This is a genomic window from bacterium (genome assembly GCA_028821235.1).
In the GTDB taxonomy this organism is placed as follows: Bacteria; Actinomycetota; Acidimicrobiia; order Spongiisociales; family Spongiisociaceae; genus Spongiisocius.
On the sequence record JAPPGV010000161.1, the window covers coordinates 14,852 to 31,038 of the forward strand.

Annotated in this window: 15 protein-coding genes; 14 read left to right on the plus strand and 1 reads right to left on the minus strand. The window is 68.8% G+C overall.

The genetic code is table 11. The annotated features are described in order from the left end of the window. Nucleotides 1-9 precede the first annotated feature (9 nt). The 14 genes from mraY to OXK16_16625 all read left to right on the plus strand — a co-directional run bounded on the left by mraY (nucleotide 10) and on the right by OXK16_16625 (nucleotide 12,860). Nucleotides 10-1,071 (plus strand): phospho-N-acetylmuramoyl-pentapeptide-transferase, encoded by a 1,062-nt coding sequence (mraY, locus tag OXK16_16560; GenBank protein ID MDE0377553.1) that lies wholly within the window; start codon nucleotides 10-12, stop codon nucleotides 1,069-1,071. Next, on the plus strand, nucleotides 1,071-2,420 hold the full coding sequence (gene murD / locus OXK16_16565) for a UDP-N-acetylmuramoyl-L-alanine--D-glutamate ligase (protein ID MDE0377554.1): 1,350 nt from the start codon (nucleotides 1,071-1,073) through the stop codon (nucleotides 2,418-2,420). The genes mraY and murD overlap by 1 nt, the downstream gene beginning before the upstream one ends. After that, on the plus strand, nucleotides 2,417-3,604 hold the full coding sequence (locus OXK16_16570; protein ID MDE0377555.1) for a putative peptidoglycan glycosyltransferase FtsW: 1,188 nt from the start codon (nucleotides 2,417-2,419) through the stop codon (nucleotides 3,602-3,604). Before murD ends, OXK16_16570 begins: the two co-directional genes overlap by 4 nt. Continuing rightward, nucleotides 3,601-4,686 carry a UDP-N-acetylglucosamine--N-acetylmuramyl-(pentapeptide) pyrophosphoryl-undecaprenol N-acetylglucosamine transferase gene (locus tag OXK16_16575; protein MDE0377556.1) on the plus strand — a complete coding sequence of 362 codons (1,086 nt, stop codon included), beginning with the start codon at nucleotides 3,601-3,603 and terminating at the stop codon, nucleotides 4,684-4,686. Before OXK16_16570 ends, OXK16_16575 begins: the two co-directional genes overlap by 4 nt. Further along, complete coding sequence (gene murC, locus OXK16_16580; protein ID MDE0377557.1) at nucleotides 4,670-6,031, plus strand: UDP-N-acetylmuramate--L-alanine ligase; 1,362 nt, start codon at nucleotides 4,670-4,672, stop codon at nucleotides 6,029-6,031. Before OXK16_16575 ends, murC begins: the two co-directional genes overlap by 17 nt. Then, nucleotides 6,031-6,966: a UDP-N-acetylmuramate dehydrogenase gene (gene murB, locus OXK16_16585; GenBank protein MDE0377558.1), complete on the plus strand. Its 936-nt coding sequence runs from the start codon at nucleotides 6,031-6,033 to the stop codon at nucleotides 6,964-6,966. Before murC ends, murB begins: the two co-directional genes overlap by 1 nt. Further along, nucleotides 6,963-7,775 (plus strand): FtsQ-type POTRA domain-containing protein, encoded by an 813-nt coding sequence (locus OXK16_16590; protein MDE0377559.1) that lies wholly within the window; start codon nucleotides 6,963-6,965, stop codon nucleotides 7,773-7,775. Before murB ends, OXK16_16590 begins: the two co-directional genes overlap by 4 nt. 121 nt (nucleotides 7,776-7,896) lie before the next feature. After that, entirely contained in the window at nucleotides 7,897-8,970 is a 1,074-nt protein-coding gene (gene ftsZ / locus OXK16_16595; GenBank protein MDE0377560.1) for a cell division protein FtsZ, read from the plus strand. A gap of 40 nt (nucleotides 8,971-9,010) precedes the next feature. Further along, the gene (locus OXK16_16600; protein ID MDE0377561.1) at nucleotides 9,011-9,640 is read left to right on the plus strand and encodes a polyphenol oxidase family protein; all 630 of its coding nucleotides are present in this window, start codon (nucleotides 9,011-9,013) and stop codon (nucleotides 9,638-9,640) included. After that, nucleotides 9,637-10,296 (plus strand): YggS family pyridoxal phosphate-dependent enzyme, encoded by a 660-nt coding sequence (locus tag OXK16_16605; GenBank protein ID MDE0377562.1) that lies wholly within the window; start codon nucleotides 9,637-9,639, stop codon nucleotides 10,294-10,296. The genes OXK16_16600 and OXK16_16605 overlap by 4 nt, the downstream gene beginning before the upstream one ends. Nucleotides 10,297-10,322: 26 nt before the next feature. Continuing rightward, entirely contained in the window at nucleotides 10,323-10,868 is a 546-nt protein-coding gene (locus OXK16_16610; protein ID MDE0377563.1) for a cell division protein SepF, read from the plus strand. A 7-nt stretch (nucleotides 10,869-10,875) separates the two neighbouring features. Continuing rightward, nucleotides 10,876-11,133, plus strand: coding sequence for a YggT family protein (locus tag OXK16_16615; GenBank protein MDE0377564.1), 258 nt, complete (start codon nucleotides 10,876-10,878; stop codon nucleotides 11,131-11,133). Nucleotides 11,134-11,143: 10 nt separating this feature from the next. Next, on the plus strand, nucleotides 11,144-11,542 hold the full coding sequence (locus OXK16_16620; GenBank protein ID MDE0377565.1) for a DivIVA domain-containing protein: 399 nt from the start codon (nucleotides 11,144-11,146) through the stop codon (nucleotides 11,540-11,542). Nucleotides 11,543-11,600: 58 nt separating this feature from the next. Beyond that, nucleotides 11,601-12,860 carry an FAD-dependent oxidoreductase gene (locus tag OXK16_16625; protein ID MDE0377566.1) on the plus strand — a complete coding sequence of 420 codons (1,260 nt, stop codon included), beginning with the start codon at nucleotides 11,601-11,603 and terminating at the stop codon, nucleotides 12,858-12,860. Between the two features lie 4 nt (nucleotides 12,861-12,864). On the opposite strand, the gene ileS is transcribed toward OXK16_16625, so the two are convergent. Beyond that, a complete protein-coding gene (gene ileS, locus OXK16_16630; GenBank protein ID MDE0377567.1) occupies nucleotides 12,865-16,056 on the minus strand; it encodes an isoleucine--tRNA ligase in 3,192 nt (1,063 codons plus the stop codon). Nucleotides 16,057-16,187 lie beyond the last annotated feature (131 nt).

Consider the following 16,187-nt stretch of genomic DNA (forward strand, 5'->3'; position numbering starts at 1 on the left):
CGGCTTCCGATGATCGCCATGCTCACCGCCGGCACGGTGGCCTTCGGGGTGGCCATCTTCGGCACCGCCTACGCAATCCGCCTGTTCCGGGCGCTGAACATCGGCCAGTTCATCCAGCAGGAGCTGGAAGGCCACATGCACAAGTCGGGCACGCCCACGATGGGCGGCATCGTCATCATCGCCGCCATCCTGTGCGGCTATGCGGTGTCGCAGTTCCGGGTCCGGTTCGACGACCGGGGAGTCGATTTGGTCAATACCGGCTTCGAAACCTCCGGACTGCTCGTGATCGGCGCCATCGTCGGCATGGGCGTGGTCGGCTTCATCGACGACTACCAGAAGCTCTCCAGGTTCCGCAACAAGGGTCTGGGCATCACGGCCAAGCTGATCGGGCAGCTGGCGGTGGCCGGGCTCTTCACGTGGGGTGCGGTGGCAAGCGGGGCCTCCACGGCCCTCGCCTTCACCCGGCCCACGGCCCTCGATCTGGGAGCGGCGGCGTTTGCCATCTGGGTTCTCCTGCTGCTCACCGGCTTCGCCAACGCGGTCAACTTCACCGACGGCCTGGACGGGCTGGCATCCGGATCGGTGGCGCTGGTAGCGGCTTCGTACATGATCATCGCCTTCTGGATATTCCGGCACCCCGAGATCTACAACGTGGAGGGGAGCCTGGGTCTGGCGACCGTGGCGTCCGCAATCATGGGCGCCTCCCTCGGATTTCTCTGGTGGAACGCCTGTCCCGCCCGGATAATCATGGGGGATGTCGGGTCCCAGGCCCTCGGGGGCGGGATCACGGCCATAGCGTTGCTGACGAATACCCACCTGCTCCTCGTGATCCTGGGCGGCCTGTTCGTGATCGAAGCCCTATCGGTGATCATCCAGGTGGCGGGGTTCCGGTGGTTCGGGGGACGGCGGGTGTTCCGGATGGCGCCCATCCACCATCACTTCGAGATGAAGGACTGGCCGGAGACCACCATCATCACCCGATTCTGGATAGTCGCCGCCATCGGCGTGGCCCTCGGCCTGGGGATCTTCTACGGGGACTTCCTCGCCGTGGGACCGGTGGGAGGTTCCTGATGCGCACGCTGGTGTTGGGTGCGGGCATCTCGGGGCAGGCCGCGTCGCGCCTGCTGACTCGGCTCGGGATGGGGCACCGCGTCTACGACCGGCGCGCCGACGCTCTCGATGACGCTCCACCGGGCGTGGAGATTGCCACCGGGGAGTGGGACCCCTCCATGCTGGCGGGCGTCTCGCTGGTGGTGGCCAGCCCCGGGTTCATGCCTCATCTGGCGCCGCTGACGGATGTCCGCGCGGCGGGGATACCGATCTGGAGCGAGGTCGAGTTGGCCGTGCGGCATCTCGACTGTCCGGTGATCGCCATCACCGGCACCAACGGCAAGACGACCGTGTGCCGCCAGACCACCGAGATGCTGGCCGCGTCGGGCATCCGGGCGGTGGCGGCCGGCAACATAGGAGTCCCGATCAGCGATGTCCTACCTGGAACCTGCGAGGTGGCGGTCCTCGAGATCTCCAGCTTCCAGCTCGAGTACACCTACTCCCTGGCGCCGCGGGTCTCGGTGTTCATGAACGTGGCGGACGACCATGTGGACTGGCACCGATCGCTGGTCGCGTACCGGCTGGCCAAGGGCCGCATCTCCCGCCATCTCACCGACGAGGACCTCCTGGTGTACGACATCGGGGATGCGGGCGCGGTCGCCCATGCGTTGGGGGCGCCCGGCCGCAAGGCGCCGGTGACCGGTGCGGAGCCCGGCCCGGGTCCCGAAGGGCCGTTCGGGTTCGCCGCCGGTGGCCTGATGCTTCCCGGCGGCCCGGCGCCGATCCGGGAGATTCCCGACCTCGACTACTCCTTCCGGGTGAACCTGGCAGCCTCGGCCGTGGCCGCCGTCGAACTGGGCGCCGACCCGGCGGCGGTGGCCAGGGTGGCGTCCCGCTTCCGCCACCGGCACCACCGGCGGACAGTGGTGGGCTCGCTCGGCGACGTGACATGGGTGGACGACTCCAAGGCCACCAACCCGCACGCGGCCATGGCGGCCATCCGCTCCTATCCGTCGGTGGTGCTCATCGCAGGCGGAGTGCGGAAGGGCCTGGACCTCTCCCCGCTCGTCCGGGCGCCCAACGTCCGCTACATGGTGGCGATCGGGGAGTGCGGTCCCGACCTGGTGGAGATGGCCGCGGATCTGCCCACCGCCCTGGCCGGATCCATGGAGGAGGCGGTCCGGATGGCCTCCGACCAGGCCCGGGCCGGGGATACCGTCCTGCTCTCGCCGGGCACCACCGGTTTCGACATGTTCACCTGCTACGAGCACCGGGGGAACGTCTTCATCCAGCACGTAGACGAGTACCTGGGTCGGGTCCGCGCCGGGCGGGACCGGCGGGCGCCGGCATCCGCGGGGGTGGCTGAATGAGCAACCGGCTGTCGTCGATCGCGGACCTCCGCGCCTGGGCGCGCCGCCGGGACGAGATCGCTCTGTCCCGAACCAGGGTGGTGGTGTTCGTCCTGGTACTGGCCGCCTGTTTGCTGGTGATCGGGCTGGGAGCCACCCTGTCGGCCTCATCGGCGTCCGGGATCATCCAGGAGTCGGATCGCTTGGCGGTCTTCAGGCGGCAGGCGCAGTGGGTGGCCGTCGGGGTCTGCGCCATGGTGATCATGGCCATGGTCCCCTACAACTGGTACCGGCGGATCGCCCCGTATGCCCTGGGCCTCTCGTTCTCAGGCCTCGTGGTGACCCTGATGGTCGGCGTGAGGAGGGGAGGCGCCAACCGGTGGCTGGAGTTCGGCGACCTGACCGTCCAGGTCTCCGAGTTCTCCAAGCTGGCCGTGATCGTGTTCCTGGCCGCCGTTCTCGCCCGGCGAAGAGATCGCCTCGACGAGGCGAGCCAGTGGATGGGTCCGATGGTGTTCGCGGTGGGCGGTACCTGTGCCCTGATCGTCTGGCAGCCCGACCTGGGGACCGCCATCATCGTGGCGGGCGCGGCCGGGGTCATGATGATCGCGGCCGGGGTGCCGTTCCGGTACATCGCCGGCATCGGAGCCACGGGACTGGCGGTGATCGGGTACGCCACGTACTCGCTCCAATACCGCCGCCAGCGATTCCTGTGCTTCCTGGACCCGCTGTCCGACCCGAGCGACGCCTGTTTCCAGATGATCCAGAGCCTCATCGCCCTCGGAAGCGGCCACTGGCTGGGTGTCGGGTTGGGCGCCTCCCGGTCCCGCTGGTCATACCTGCCCAATCCCTACACCGACTTCATCTTCACCATCATCGGTGAGGAGACCGGTTTCATCGGGGCGACAGCCCTGCTGGTGGCCCTGGCCGGCCTGTCACTGGTCGGCGTCTGGGTGGCCTACCGGACCAGCGACATGTTCGCCCGACTCCTCGCCAGCGGCATCACCGCCTGGCTCGGGGTGCAGTCGCTGGTCAACGTGGGGGGTGCGGTGGGCGCCATTCCCGTCACCGGCCTGGCCCTGCCCCTGGTGTCGGTCGGCGGCAGCGCGATGCTGGTGGCCATGGCCGGGGTCGGGATCCTGGTGAACGTGGCGCGCAACGCCCCTCACGTACCCGATCCGGTGCAGGAACGGCGAAAACGGTGACGTTCGCCATCGCCGCGGCGGGCACCGGTGGGCACATCTTTCCGGGCCTGGCGGTGGCCGAGCAGCTGGTCGCCGCGGGAGTCGGCCGGGAGAACGTGCTGTTCATCGGAGGGGACCGGATGGAGGTGGACCTGGTCCCGAAGGCGGGTTACCCCCTGCTGCGGGTACGTATACACGGCCTGGAGCGGCGCATGTCGCTCCGCAACCTCCGCATCCCGCGGCTCGTGTGGGAGGCTGCCCGGACCGTGGCGAGGGAGCTCGGGGACCGCAAGGTGGGGGCCGTGCTGTGCATGGGAAGCTACGTCACGGTGCCGGTCGCCATTGCGGCCCGGCGAACCGGTGTGCCGCTCTACGTCCACGAGCAGAACGCCGGGGCCGGGCTGGCGAATCGCCTCGCCGGCCGCTGGGCAGACCGATCCCTGGTCTCGTTTCCCGACACGAGAGGATTGGCCGGGGAGGTGGTCGGATACCCGCTGAGGTCAGCGCTCACCACGCTCGACAAGGCTTCCGTCCGGGCCGAGGCGCTGGCGCGCTACGGACTGGTTTCCGGCGTGGACACGGTCGGGGTGATGGGAGGGAGCCTCGGCGCCGGCTCCATCAACGAAGCGGTCACCGCCCTGTCCGCGAACTGGAAGGGGGAACCCATCCAGATCGTTCACCTCGCGGGCGCGCGGAACCAGGATCAGGTATCCACCGCCGGGGACTCGCCCTCGGTGACGAGGCGGGTGCTGGGCTTCGAGGACCGGATGGACCTCTTCTACGGCGTCTCGGACGTGGTGATCGCCCGGGCCGGGGGAGGCGTGATGGAGGCGGCCGTCACCGGCACCCCCAGCGTCCTCGTACCCGGTTCGTTCGCCGGTCGCCACCAGCTCGCCAACGCCCGATCCATGGTCGAAGCCGGCGCCGCGGTGCTGGTGGACGATGCCGAGTTGGGTTCGGTGGGCGGGATTCTGGAGGACTTGCTGGCCGACCCCGAGCGGCGTGACCGGATGCGCCGGGCCGCAATTGACGCAGCCAGGCCGGGTGCTGCTGCCACCATTGCCACCATGATGATGGATGGCGCGGATGTCGCGGCTCGATGAGGTCATACGAGTCCACCTAGTGGGGGCGGGCGGCGCCGGGATCGGCCCGCTCGCCAAGTTGCTGTCGGCCATGGGTCACGTCGTGTCGGGATCCGACCTGGTCGGGGGTGCCGGCCTCGAAGGGTTGGACGAGCACCGCGTGGAGACCTGGGTCGGGAGCCGTCCCGACCGGATGGCGGAGTGCCACCTGGTAGTGGCCTCATCGGCCGTTCCCGTTACGGACCCGGAGTTGGTGGCAGCGGGAGAGGCCGGGGTCACGGTGTGGGATCGTCCGCGCCTGCTCCACGAGATGACCGGTCGGATTCCGACCCTCGGTTTCACCGGCACGCACGGCAAGACCACCTCCACGGCCCTGGCGGTGACAGCGACGAGAGCCCTGGGGATAGACGCGTCCTTCATCGTGGGCGGTGACCTGGGGGGTTCCGGTGACAACGCCCACCTCGGCGAGGCGGACCTCCTGATTCTCGAGGCCGACGAGGCGTTCGGAACCTTCGCCCATCTGGTCCTGGCCGGGCTTGTGGTCACCAATGTCGACTCCGACCACCTGGACCACTTCGGGACGCAGGAGCACCTGGAGGATGCCTTCCGGGATGTAGTCGACCGAGTCGACGGTCCCGTGGTGGTAGGGGTGGACGACCCGGGCGGACGACGCCTGGCTGAGCGGACCGGGCGGCCCGGGTACGGCACGTCCCCCGATGCGGTCTGGAGGATCTCGGATGTCGAGCCCGGTCCCGGGTCCGTGTCCTTCCGGCTCGGCGGCCGGTTCCCTCCCGGATCGGTGACGGTGGGCAGGCCCGGCCTGCATACCGCCCGCAACGCCTGTGGCGTGCTCGCTCTGCTGTCCGAGCTCGACTATGACCTGGCAGCTGCCATCGAGAGCCTGCCGCGCTTCGAGGGGGTGCGCCGCCGGCTCGAACATCGGGCCACGGTGGGCGGGGTGACCATCATCGACAGCTACGCCCACCATCCCGCCGAGGTGAAGGCAGACATCCAGGCCCTTGCCCCGGTGGATCGGAACCGGCTCTGGGTGGTGTTCCAACCCCATCTCTACTCGAGGACGGCGGCGTTGGCTTCCGAGTTCGGGGAAGCGCTCGCCGGGGCGGACCGGGTGGTGGTGACCGACATCTACGGGGCCCGTGAGGCGCCCCGGCCGGGAGTCACCGGCGAGTTGGTGGCCGACTCGGTCGATGACCGGCACCGGGCCGTGAGCTACGTCCCTGGCCTGGAGGAGGCGGCGGATCTGGTCGCCGGGGAGGTCCGGCCGCATGATTTGGTCCTCACGTTGGGCGCCGGTGACATCACCACGCTGCCGGACCGCCTGGTCGACCGGCTGGCGGCGCGCTGATGGAGGGCTGGGATGGACTCGTCGCCGGAGGCCGTGTCCGGGCGGAGGTGGAGCTGTCCCGGCTCACCACGTACAAGCTGGGCGGGCCGGCCCGCTGGTTCTGCGATCCCGGTTCGGTGGAGGAGTTGCGGTCGGTGTCGCTCGCGGCCCGGGCGCGCGGGATCGAGATGGTCGTCATGGGACGGGGAAGCAACCTGGTGGTGTCCGACGAGGGATTCCCCGGTCTGGTGATCCGGCTGGGCGCAGGGTTCAGGCAGGTGGCGGTGGATCGGGAGGCGCGGATCGTCAGGGCGGGTGCGGCCGTCAGCCTGCCCGTGCTGGCTCGGCGGATGGCGGACGAGTCCCTGGCCGGGCTGGAGTTCTACGTCGGCATTCCCGGTTCGGTGGGAGGGGCGGTTCGCATGAACGCCGGATTCTTCGGCGTGGAGACCGTTGACGTGATCAGGTCGGCGTCGATCCTGGATGCCGGTTCGGGGTCGGTGATCGAACGGGAGGCCGGCGGGCTCGGGCTTGGCTACCGGACCAGCAATCTGGGCCCCGATGAAGTCGTGCTGGATGCTTCCTTCTCGGTGCGTGACGGGGATCGGGAGCGGATCGCGGCGCTGATGCGGCAGGCGATCCGTTGGCGGCGCGATCATCAGCCCGGCGGAACCCTCAACGCCGGTAGCGTGTTCCGCAACCCACCGGGTGACAGCGCCGGCCGGATCATCGACGCGCTGGGGCTGAAGGGAATGCGCCGTGGTGGCGCACATGTCTCGCCGAAGCACGCCAACTTCTTCGTCGTGGATCCGGGGGGCACGGCGCAGGATGTATTCGGCCTGGTCCGGGACGTGAGGCAACTGGTACTCGACAGGACGGGAATCCTGCTGGAACCGGAGGTGAGGTTCATCGGGTTTCCGCAGGATGGGGCAAGGCCTAGAGGAAACCGGGATTGACCATCGAGCCCCGCATCAAACGTCGGCGCCAGGAGGTCGCCGAACAGCAGGCTCGGGCTCGCATCCGGAGGTCCATCTGGATGCTGGTAATCATGGCCTGTGCCGGTGGTGTGGCGTGGTTCCTGGTGTCCCCGTTCATGAGTGTCGAGGAAGTGGCAGTCAGCGGCGCGGTGCGGGTGCCGGTCGAGGAGATACTCCACCGGAGCGGGGTGGTCGAAGGCAGGCCGCTGGTCACCATCCGGGCATCCACGGTGGAATCGGACCTCATGGAGGACCCCAGGATCGCAGCCGCCTCCGTGAAGCTCGTGTTCCCCACCCGCGTCGAAGTGGTGTTGCGAGAGCGGGTGGACACCGCCTGGATCGACTTGGGGGACAGGTGGGGCGTTCTGGCCGACGATGGAGTGGTGCTCGCATATGCGTCCACGCCCACCACCAGGCTCCCGCAGATACGGGTGGTCACCGATGACCCCGGCCTGGGCGTCAGGATCGAAGCCCCGGAGGTGAGCGGAGCGCTGGACTTCATCGCAGCCCTGCCCGGTCACCTGGCCGAGCGGAGCCTCTTCGAGGCCAGCGATGGCGAACTCTGGGTCTGGGTGGGTAATCGGATAGCCCGGCTCGGCCTGCCGAGCGACATGGCGGCGAAGGCGACCTCGCTACTCACGATCCTCGACACCGCCCCGGTCGGCCTCATCGATGTCACAGCCCCGAGCCGTCCTGCAGTCCGGCCCTGGAAGTCGGTCGGTAATACCCTGCCCGGACTCGAATACCTTAAATCTCAACTAGAAGCAGAGATTTATCTAGAACCTTAAGGAATCGGATGGCGTATGCTTCCGAGTCTCCACTAGAACGCGAAACTTTGCCTGTAGGATTGGGTCCGTCCGGAGCGGACTGCCAATGCCGAAGCGGTGAATGGAAGGAACGACGCACCCAATGACCGTTATCAACGAAAGCCCCCTCCGTAGCTACGTGGCTGTCATCAAGGTGGTCGGGGTAGGTGGCGGCGGTACGAACGCCGTCAACCGGATGATCGAGGCCGGAATCCGGGGAGTGGAGTTCATAGCCGTGAACACGGACGCCCAGGCGCTGCTCATGTCGGACGCCGATGTGAAGCTCAACATCGGTGGCGAGCTCACGAAGGGACTCGGCGCCGGCGCGGACCCGTCGGTGGGGAAGACCGCCGCCGAGGACAACAGGGAACAGATCGAGGAGGCGCTGGCCGGCTCGGATCTCGTATTCGTGACCGCCGGCGAGGGCGGGGGGACCGGAACGGGCGCTGCTCCCGTGGTGGCCGACATCGCCCGCGACCTCGATGCGTTGACCGTCGCGGTCGTCACCAGGCCCTTCGGGTTCGAGGGCCATCGCCGTTCCAAGCTGGCCGAGCAGGGCATCGCCGCGCTCAGGGAGGCGGTTGACGCCATGATCGTCATCCCGAACGACAACCTGCTCGAGGAGGCCGATCGCTCCACCACGATGATGGAGGCCTTCGCGATGGCCGACCAGGTGTTAACGGACGGGGTGAACGGCATCGCCCAGATAATCACCACGCCGGGCCTCATCAACGTGGACTTCGCGGATGTCAAGACGGTTCTCGGCGGAGCAGGTGCTGCCGTGCTCGGCATCGGACGGGCATCGGGCGAGAGCCGGGCGCTGCAGGCAGCCCAGCAGGCGATGTCCAGCCCCCTGCTCGAAACCACGATGGACGGGGCCAAGGGCGTCCTGCTCTCGATCTGCGGCCCGCCCGACATGACCCTGGCGGAGGTGAGCGAGGCGGCCATGGCCGTTCAGGAGCACGCCGAGTCCGACGCCCAGATCATCTTCGGGGCCACGTCCGACGAGTCGGTCGGCCAGGAGGTACGTGTCACCGTCATCGCCGCCGGCGTGGGGTCGCCTTCCGCCGGTCCGTCCGGGCCGGGCGCGCGCTCCCGTTACTCCGACCGATCGGAGACCGTCTTCCGCTCGGACGAGGATGATCCGCTGGACATCCCCGACTGGCTCCGGGAATAGAGGGCACCCGGAGACGCCGGGAGACCCCGGCGGGTTGACCATGCTGATCCGGCCTCCCGGGTTCCGCGGCGCCGCTTTCACCACGGCCGCGGCGGGCGACATGTTGTCCGGCGATCGCGGGGAAGTGTCAGGGACGCTCGGGATCCGGGCGGAATGGGCTTCGCTCCGGCAGGTTCATGGATCGGACGTCCTGACCGCTACCGAACCGGGCCGCGCCGGCCCGGGCGATGCCCTGGTCTCCGGCATCCGGGATCTCCCGCTGGCGGTGATGACCGCCGACTGCGTGGGCGTGGTCCTCGAGACCGAGGATGCCGTGGGTGTCGCTCACGCCGGATGGAGGGGGGTGGTGGCAGGCGTGGTGGCTGCGGCAGCCCGCCGTCTGGAGGGCCTGGGCAGGCGGCCAGGCCCGGTGCTGAGGGCGGCCACGGGCCCGCTGATCGGGCCATGCTGTTTCGAGGTCGGGCCGGAGGTCGCCGGGTTGTTCCATGACCGCCACGTCAAGTCCATCGGCGGCATGACGACGGTGGATCTGGCGACCGCCGTCCGGGAACAGGTCCCGGAGGCCGAATGGTGGTCGGTCGAGGCGTGTACTCGCTGCGAGGAGGGCTGGTTCTCGTTCCGGGCCGACCGCACCGAGCACCGGCTGGCGGCCCTGGGATGGATACCGTGAGCGTTGCCGCCCGTCTCCGCGAGGTCGTCCGGCGCGTCGATGAGGCTGCGCGCCGCTCGGGCCGGGACCGCGACGACGTGAAGATCGTGGCGATCGGCAAGGGCCGCCCACCCGCCGTACTGGAGGAAGCCGTCGCCGCCGGACATCGGGTGTTCGGGGAGAACCGGGGGCAGGAGTTGGCGTCGAAGGCCGGCCGGCTCCCGAGCAACCTCGAGTGGCACTTCGTGGGTCCGCTCCAGACCAACAAGGTGCGCATCGTCCGGCCCTTGGTGTCGCTCTTGCATTCCTTCGACCGGGACCGGCTGGTGAAGCCGTGGCTGCGGGGAGAGGACCGGCCCCCACCGACCCTGCTCCAGGTCAATATCGGGCAGGAGCCCCAGAAGTCTGGAGTCGACCCCCGACTCGTGGTCGAGACTTTCGAGCGGTGGGAGTCGGCGGGGGTCCCGCTGACCGGGGTGATGGCGATACCTCCGATGGGCGCCATACCCGAGGATTCCCGGCCCTACTTCGTCCGTATGCGTGAGATCAGGGACGAGTTGTCCGCCCGGTTGGAGCGGCCGATGGCCCTTAGCATGGGGATGACGGACGATTTCGAGGTGGCGATCGAGGAAGGATCCACCATCGTCCGCATCGGACGGGCTATCTTTGGGGTCTGAGCCGTCGCGGTACAGAAATGAGCGCCATGAACAAACTGCTGACATGGATGGGTCTCGTGGACGAAGGAGAGCCCGCCCTGAACCCTGGTTATGGAACCAGGCCCGATATGCCCAGCCGCCGGCCTCCGCCGCGGAGCCAGTTCCGCATAGTGGACGACCAGCCACCCACATCGGGAGACCGGAGCTCACGGATCGCCGAGCCGGTCCCCCCCTACCAGCGGCCTGCGGTGGTTTCCGCCCGGGGTGACTCGGATGTCATCGTGCGGGGTCCGGAGGCGGCCGTCATCTCGGCCAGCTACACCGAGATACTCGAGGCCCGCGGCTTCGATGACGTGAGGAAGGTCGCCGACGTGCTCCGGGAACAGGTTCCGGTGGTGGTGAACCTGAAGAGCCTCGATCCTCCGACGGTACGGAGGTTGGTCGACTTCCTGTGCGGACTGGTGTACGCGCTGGAGGGGACGATCCAGAAACCGGCCGCGGGAGTCTTGCTGGTGCGCCCTCCGAGGGTGACGATCACCCGGCAGGAGCTACAGCGCCTGGCCTCCCTGGGCCTGTACGACATCGACGTCTGAGGCGGGCTTGATCCGGCTGATCTGCAATCTGCTGCAGCTCTACGTGGTTGCGATCGTCGCCCGGGCCGTGCTGAGTTGGGTCGAGGTTCCCGGGGATCACCCGGTCGGCCGCGCGGTGGCGGTGCTCTCGCGGATCGTGGATCCGCCGCTCCGGCCGCTCCGGCGGTCCCTTCCCGCCATTCCTGTGGGTGGGGTCAGGCTGGACCTGTCCCCGATCATCCTGATAGTGGCGATAATGATCGTGGCGAGGATCATATGCGGATGACGAGGCTGGTATGCGGATAACTTCGAACGAGGTCCAGGCGGTCAAGTTCTCGGTCGCCCTGCGCGGATACGCCGCGGACGAGGTGGACGCCTTTCTCGAGATCGTGGTCAAGACGATCTCCGAGTACGAGGGCCAACATGATCGGCTGCAGCGTGAGGTCGGCCGGTTGCGGACGGCGCTCGACGAATGCCGGGAGAACCGGATCGCCGAGGGTTCCGGCAAGGCCCGGACCGTGGTGACCGTCCAGGCCGATGAGGCGGTGGCCCGGGTTCGGGACATGATCGACGAGGCCGCCCGGACATCGGAGCAGATGGTCGAGAACGTGCTGGAGGCGGGTGAACACCTGCTGGACCAATTCCGCGCCGCGATGACCCCCGGAGCGCAGCAGGACGGTCCCGTCCCGCGTTGAACAGCGGTCCGCCGAGGGGTTCCAGATGCCGCTTCCGTCCTCCGAGGGGTCGCCTCCCGTGACATCCCTGCCCCGGCGCGCCGACGTGGCGGTGATCGGGGGCGGCGTGGTCGGGTTGTGCGTAGCGTACGAGTTGGCGGCGCACGGCCGCCAGGTGGTCGTGATCGACGGGGGACCGATCGCACGCGGTAGCGCCGCGGGCAACGCCGGGCTGATCACCCCGAGTCATCTGATCCCCATGGCCGCCCCCGGCGTGCTGTCCGGTGTGGTGCGGGGGATGATCCGGCGCACCGGGCCGGTGACGGTGCGTCCGTCCGTCGACCCGTCGTACCTGCGCTGGATGGTCCGGTTCGCGCTCAAATGCACTTCCCGTGCAGCCGAGGCCGGGGCTGTCGCCCTGCGCGCCCTCGGGTTCTTGAGCGCTGACCTGGCGGTGGAGTGGATCGAACGGGACGGGATCGAGTGCGGCTACCGCCGGCTCGGGCTCTATCACGTCTACGGAGACCCCGGGGCCTTCGCCGCGGCGCGGCACGAGGCCGACACGATGGAGCGTCACGGCGTGGCCATCGAGAGATACGGCGCCGCCGAACTCCGCGAGCGGGAGCCGGCGCTGGACGAGGGCATCATCGGGGGGTTCCGGTGCGTGGACGACGCCGGTCTGGATCCCGCCCGCTTCATGGCCGGAATCGTGTCGGTGCTGTCGGGACGCGGGGTGGTGTTCGTCCCCCGGACGACGTTGCTGGACTTCCGGACCTCGGACGGCGCGGTGGACAGGCTGGTGACCTCGCGGGGCGACCTGGCGGCTGACGAGGTCGTGATAGCCACCGGCGCGTGGACCCCCGGGGTGGCCACGCTGCTCGGCGAGTCGGTACCCATACAGGCCGGCAAGGGATACAGCATGACGGTGGCGGCGCCTCGCCGGGGCCCTCGCACCAACCTCCTGATAGGAGACAGGTGGGTGGCGGTGAACCCGATGGGAGACCTGCTGAGGATGAGCGGCTGGCTGGAACTGGGGCGCCTCGATACCCGGCCCTCGCTCCGGCGGCTGGCGCAGATCGAGGCGAACGTCCGATCCCGCGTGCGGCTCGATCCCGAGCTCACCGTGCTGGAGAGATGGGCCGGTCTGCGACCGGTTACGCCCGACGGGCTTCCCATAATCGGTCGGTCGCCCGGCTGGCGCAACGTCACCTACGCCGTCGGGCACGGCAAGCTCGGCCTGTCGCTCGGGCCGGTGACCGGCCGGCTGGTGGCCCAGACCGTCTGCGACCGACCCACCGACCTCGAGCTGGATCCTTTCTCGCCCCGCCGATTCGGCTAGAGGGCTAGCCGGCCTTCTCGAGGCGCACCGACAGGGTGCTCTGGCCGATCTCGAATCTGGTCCCGCCCTCCATGGGTCCGGAGAGGATCGCCACCGCCAGCACCTCGCCGGCGATGAAGTCGGCATGGGTGTCGATGGCCTCGTAGAGGAGGTCGTCCTCGGTGTGGTACCGGAGCCGGATCCGGTCGGTCACCTCGAGCCCGAGGTCGCGTCGGGCGCGCTGGATCCGTGACACCACCTCGCGGGCCAGGCCCTCGCTCCGTAGCTCGCCGGTCAGCACCGTGTCGAGCGCCACCGACAGCGAGCCATCCGATGCCACCGCCAATCCCGGACGGGGGTTCCTGGTGATGACCACGTCGTCGGCGCTCAACTCGTGCCCGGCGACGGTCATCCCGCCGGCCTCGAGCAGGGACGCCACCTGTTCCGAGGGCAGGGCGGCCAGCGCGGCGGCGACCTCCCGGACCGCGGCGCCGAGGCGGGGACCGAGGCGCTTGTAGTTGGCCTTGGCCGCCAACTCGACCACCGACAGCTCGTCATCACGGGTGCCGATCTCCTTGACGTTCAACTCCTCGGCGATCACCGCGCCGTGACGACGAACCGCGGCCGTCACCTCCGGATCGCGCGTGATGACCGCCAGCCGCGCCAGCGGCTGGCGAACGCCGATCGAGTGATCCGAACGGAGCGACCGCCCGAGCGTCACCACCGTGCGGGCCACGTCCATCGTCCGTTCGAGGTCCTCGTCGATCGCGCCCTCGTCCACCACCGGGTAGTCGGTGTGATGGACGCTGGAGGCTTCCGGGACCAGGCCGGCGTGGATCTCCTCGGTTATGAAGGGCAGGACGGGCGCCAGCAGGCGGCTGAAGGTCACCAGCACCTCGTAGAGGGTGGCGAAGGCGGCTTGCTTGTCGGCCTCGTTGCCCTCACGAGCCCGCCAGAACCGGCGCCTGGACCTTCGGACGTACCAGTTGGTCAGGTCGTTGACGAAGCCGAGCGCAGGGCCCACCACGGCGTACAGGTAGTAGCCCTCCATCAACTCGTTGGTCCGCCGGATCAGCGACTGCAGGACGCTCAGTATCCAGCGGTCGATCTCGGGCCGGTCGGCGGGGGCGGGCGCCGACCGGAGGTCTTGGAACCGGATACCGTCCGCCTCGGCATAGGTGGTGAAGAAGGAATAGGCGTTCCAGAACGGCAGTATCACGGTCCGCACCACCTCGCGTACCCCCGCCTCGGAGAAGCGGAGTGGCTCGGCGCGGAGCACCGGCGAGTCGATCAGGTAGGCCCGGACGGCGTCTCCCCCGTACCGGTCCAGAACCGCGGAGGGCTCGGGGTAGTTCTTCAGGCGCTTCGACATCTTGCGCCCGTCCTCGGCCAGGATCATGCCGTTGACAACGCAGTTGCGGAAAGCCACCTCGTCGAACAGGGCGGCGGCCAGCACGTGAAGGGTGTAGAACCATCCCCGCGTCTGGTCGAGACCCTCGGCGATGAAGTCGGCTGGGAAGGTCCGCGGGAAGCGTTCCTCGTTCTCGAAGGGGTAGTGATACTGGGCGTAAGGCATCGACCCGGACTCGAACCAGCAGTCCAGCACTTCGGGCACGCGGACCATGACGCCCCCGTTCGAGCATGACGGGCACGGATAGGTCACCTCATCCACCACGTGCTTGTGGAGGTCCTCCAACCAGACGCCGGTCCGTTCGGCCAGATCTTCCCGGCTACCCATGCATTCCTGATGGCCGCAGGAATCGCATTCCCACACCGGGATGCAGCTCCCCCAGAACCGGTTGCGGGAGACCGCCCAGTCCCGGGCGTCCTCCAGCCAGTTCCCGAACCGGTTGGCCCCCACCGGCCCCGGCACCCAGTGGATCGACCCGTTCAGCTCCACCATCCGGTCGCGGATCGCCTCGACGCGCACGAACCAGGTCGGGATGGCCTTGTAGATGAGCGGCTGATCGGTGCGGTAGCAGAAGGGGTAGGAGTGGACGATCCGCTCGTTCTTCAGCAGCGCTCCCGATTCCTGAAGCAGGCCGATGATGGCGTCGGCCGCTTCGAACACATGGACCCCGGCCAGGTCGGGGGTGGCGGCGGTGAACCTCGCCTCGAGGTCGACGGGATCGACGATCACATCCAGGTCTGCGTCCGCCAGCGCGTAGAGGTCCTCCTCGCCGTAGGCGGGCGCCATGTGGACCAGGCCGGTCCCCTCGTCGGTGGTCACCGAGGGGCTGCGAATAACCCGGAAGGCCCCGCGGGTGTGCCGATCCTCGAAGTAGGCGAAGGGCGGCCGGTAACGCACGCCGAGCAGCTCGGTGCCGGAGGCGACCGCAGCCGGCCGGCGGGCCTCGCCGAAGACCTCCTCCACCCGGCGGGCAGCCACCCAGTGGCGGTCACCGCGGTCCTCGACCGCCACGTACTCGATATCCGGGCCGACCGCGACCGCCAGGTTGCCGGGAAGCGTCCAGGGAGTGGTGGTCCAGATGGTCAGGTAGTCGCCGGGGCGGGCCGGCCCGCTCGGGTCAGGGGCCTCGAGGATCTCCAGGCGGACCGTGATGGCGGGATCGGGGTGGTCGCGATAGCCGCCCAGGCTCACCTCGAAGTTGGACAGGGTGGTCCCGGCGGCCCACGAGTAGGGAAGTACCTTGAAGGCCCGGTAGACCAGGCCCTTGTCCCACAGGGCCCGGAATACCCACCAGACGCTCTCCATGAACTCGGGGTCCATGGTCTTGTAGTCGTTCCTGAAGTCGACCCAGCGGCCGATGCGGCGGGTTATGCCCTCCCAGTCAGCGGTGGTGACCTCGACCATCCGGCGGCAGGCGTCGTTGAAGACGGTCACGCCGAGATCCTCGATCTGGCGGGGGCCCGAGATGCCGAGTTGCTGCTCGACCTCCATCTCGACCGGCAGGCCGTGGGTGTCCCAGCCGAAGCGGCGCTCCACCCGGTGCCCTCGCATGGTCCAGTAGCGAGGGACGATGTCCTTGATGATCCCGGCCAGGATGTGGCCGTAATGGGGGCTCCCGGAGGCGAACGGGGGTCCGTCGTAGAACGTGTACTCGTGCTCGCGCGGTCGCATCTCTACGGAGGCGTGGAAGGCGCCGGTCTCGTCCCAACGCTCCAGGATGCGCGCGTCGAGTGCCGGGAGGTCGAGACCGGGAGGCACCCGGGTGAAGTCGGAGACCGGCGGGGAGTCGGGTTGGCTACCTGGCATGATCCTGGGAATAGCTGGCGGGCGCCATCGTACCCGTAGCTGCTGGTGGTGACGGAACCCGGCCGGCGGGCCGGAGCGATGCCTGCGGCTGGGTCACGGACCTGCTACCTTCAGTCGGCCCCACAGTCGCG

What these genes read in the sequence shown, in the direction of transcription:
- mraY (MDE0377553.1), top strand. Translation starts at nt 10, where the DNA reads ATGATCGCCATGCTCACCGCCGGCACGGTGGCCTTCGGGGTGGCCATC.
- murD (MDE0377554.1), top strand. Translation starts at nt 1,071, where the DNA reads ATGCGCACGCTGGTGTTGGGTGCGGGCATCTCGGGGCAGGCCGCGTCG.
- OXK16_16570 (MDE0377555.1), top strand. Translation starts at nt 2,417, where the DNA reads ATGAGCAACCGGCTGTCGTCGATCGCGGACCTCCGCGCCTGGGCGCGC.
- murC (MDE0377557.1), top strand. Translation starts at nt 4,670, where the DNA reads ATGTCGCGGCTCGATGAGGTCATACGAGTCCACCTAGTGGGGGCGGGC.
- murB (MDE0377558.1), top strand. Translation starts at nt 6,031, where the DNA reads ATGGAGGGCTGGGATGGACTCGTCGCCGGAGGCCGTGTCCGGGCGGAG.
- ftsZ (MDE0377560.1), top strand. Translation starts at nt 7,897, where the DNA reads ATGACCGTTATCAACGAAAGCCCCCTCCGTAGCTACGTGGCTGTCATC.
- OXK16_16600 (MDE0377561.1), top strand. Translation starts at nt 9,011, where the DNA reads ATGCTGATCCGGCCTCCCGGGTTCCGCGGCGCCGCTTTCACCACGGCC.
- OXK16_16610 (MDE0377563.1), top strand. Translation starts at nt 10,323, where the DNA reads ATGAACAAACTGCTGACATGGATGGGTCTCGTGGACGAAGGAGAGCCC.
- OXK16_16620 (MDE0377565.1), top strand. Translation starts at nt 11,144, where the DNA reads ATGCGGATAACTTCGAACGAGGTCCAGGCGGTCAAGTTCTCGGTCGCC.
- ileS (MDE0377567.1), bottom strand. Translation starts at nt 16,056, where the DNA reads ATGCCAGGTAGCCAACCCGACTCCCCGCCGGTCTCCGACTTCACCCGG.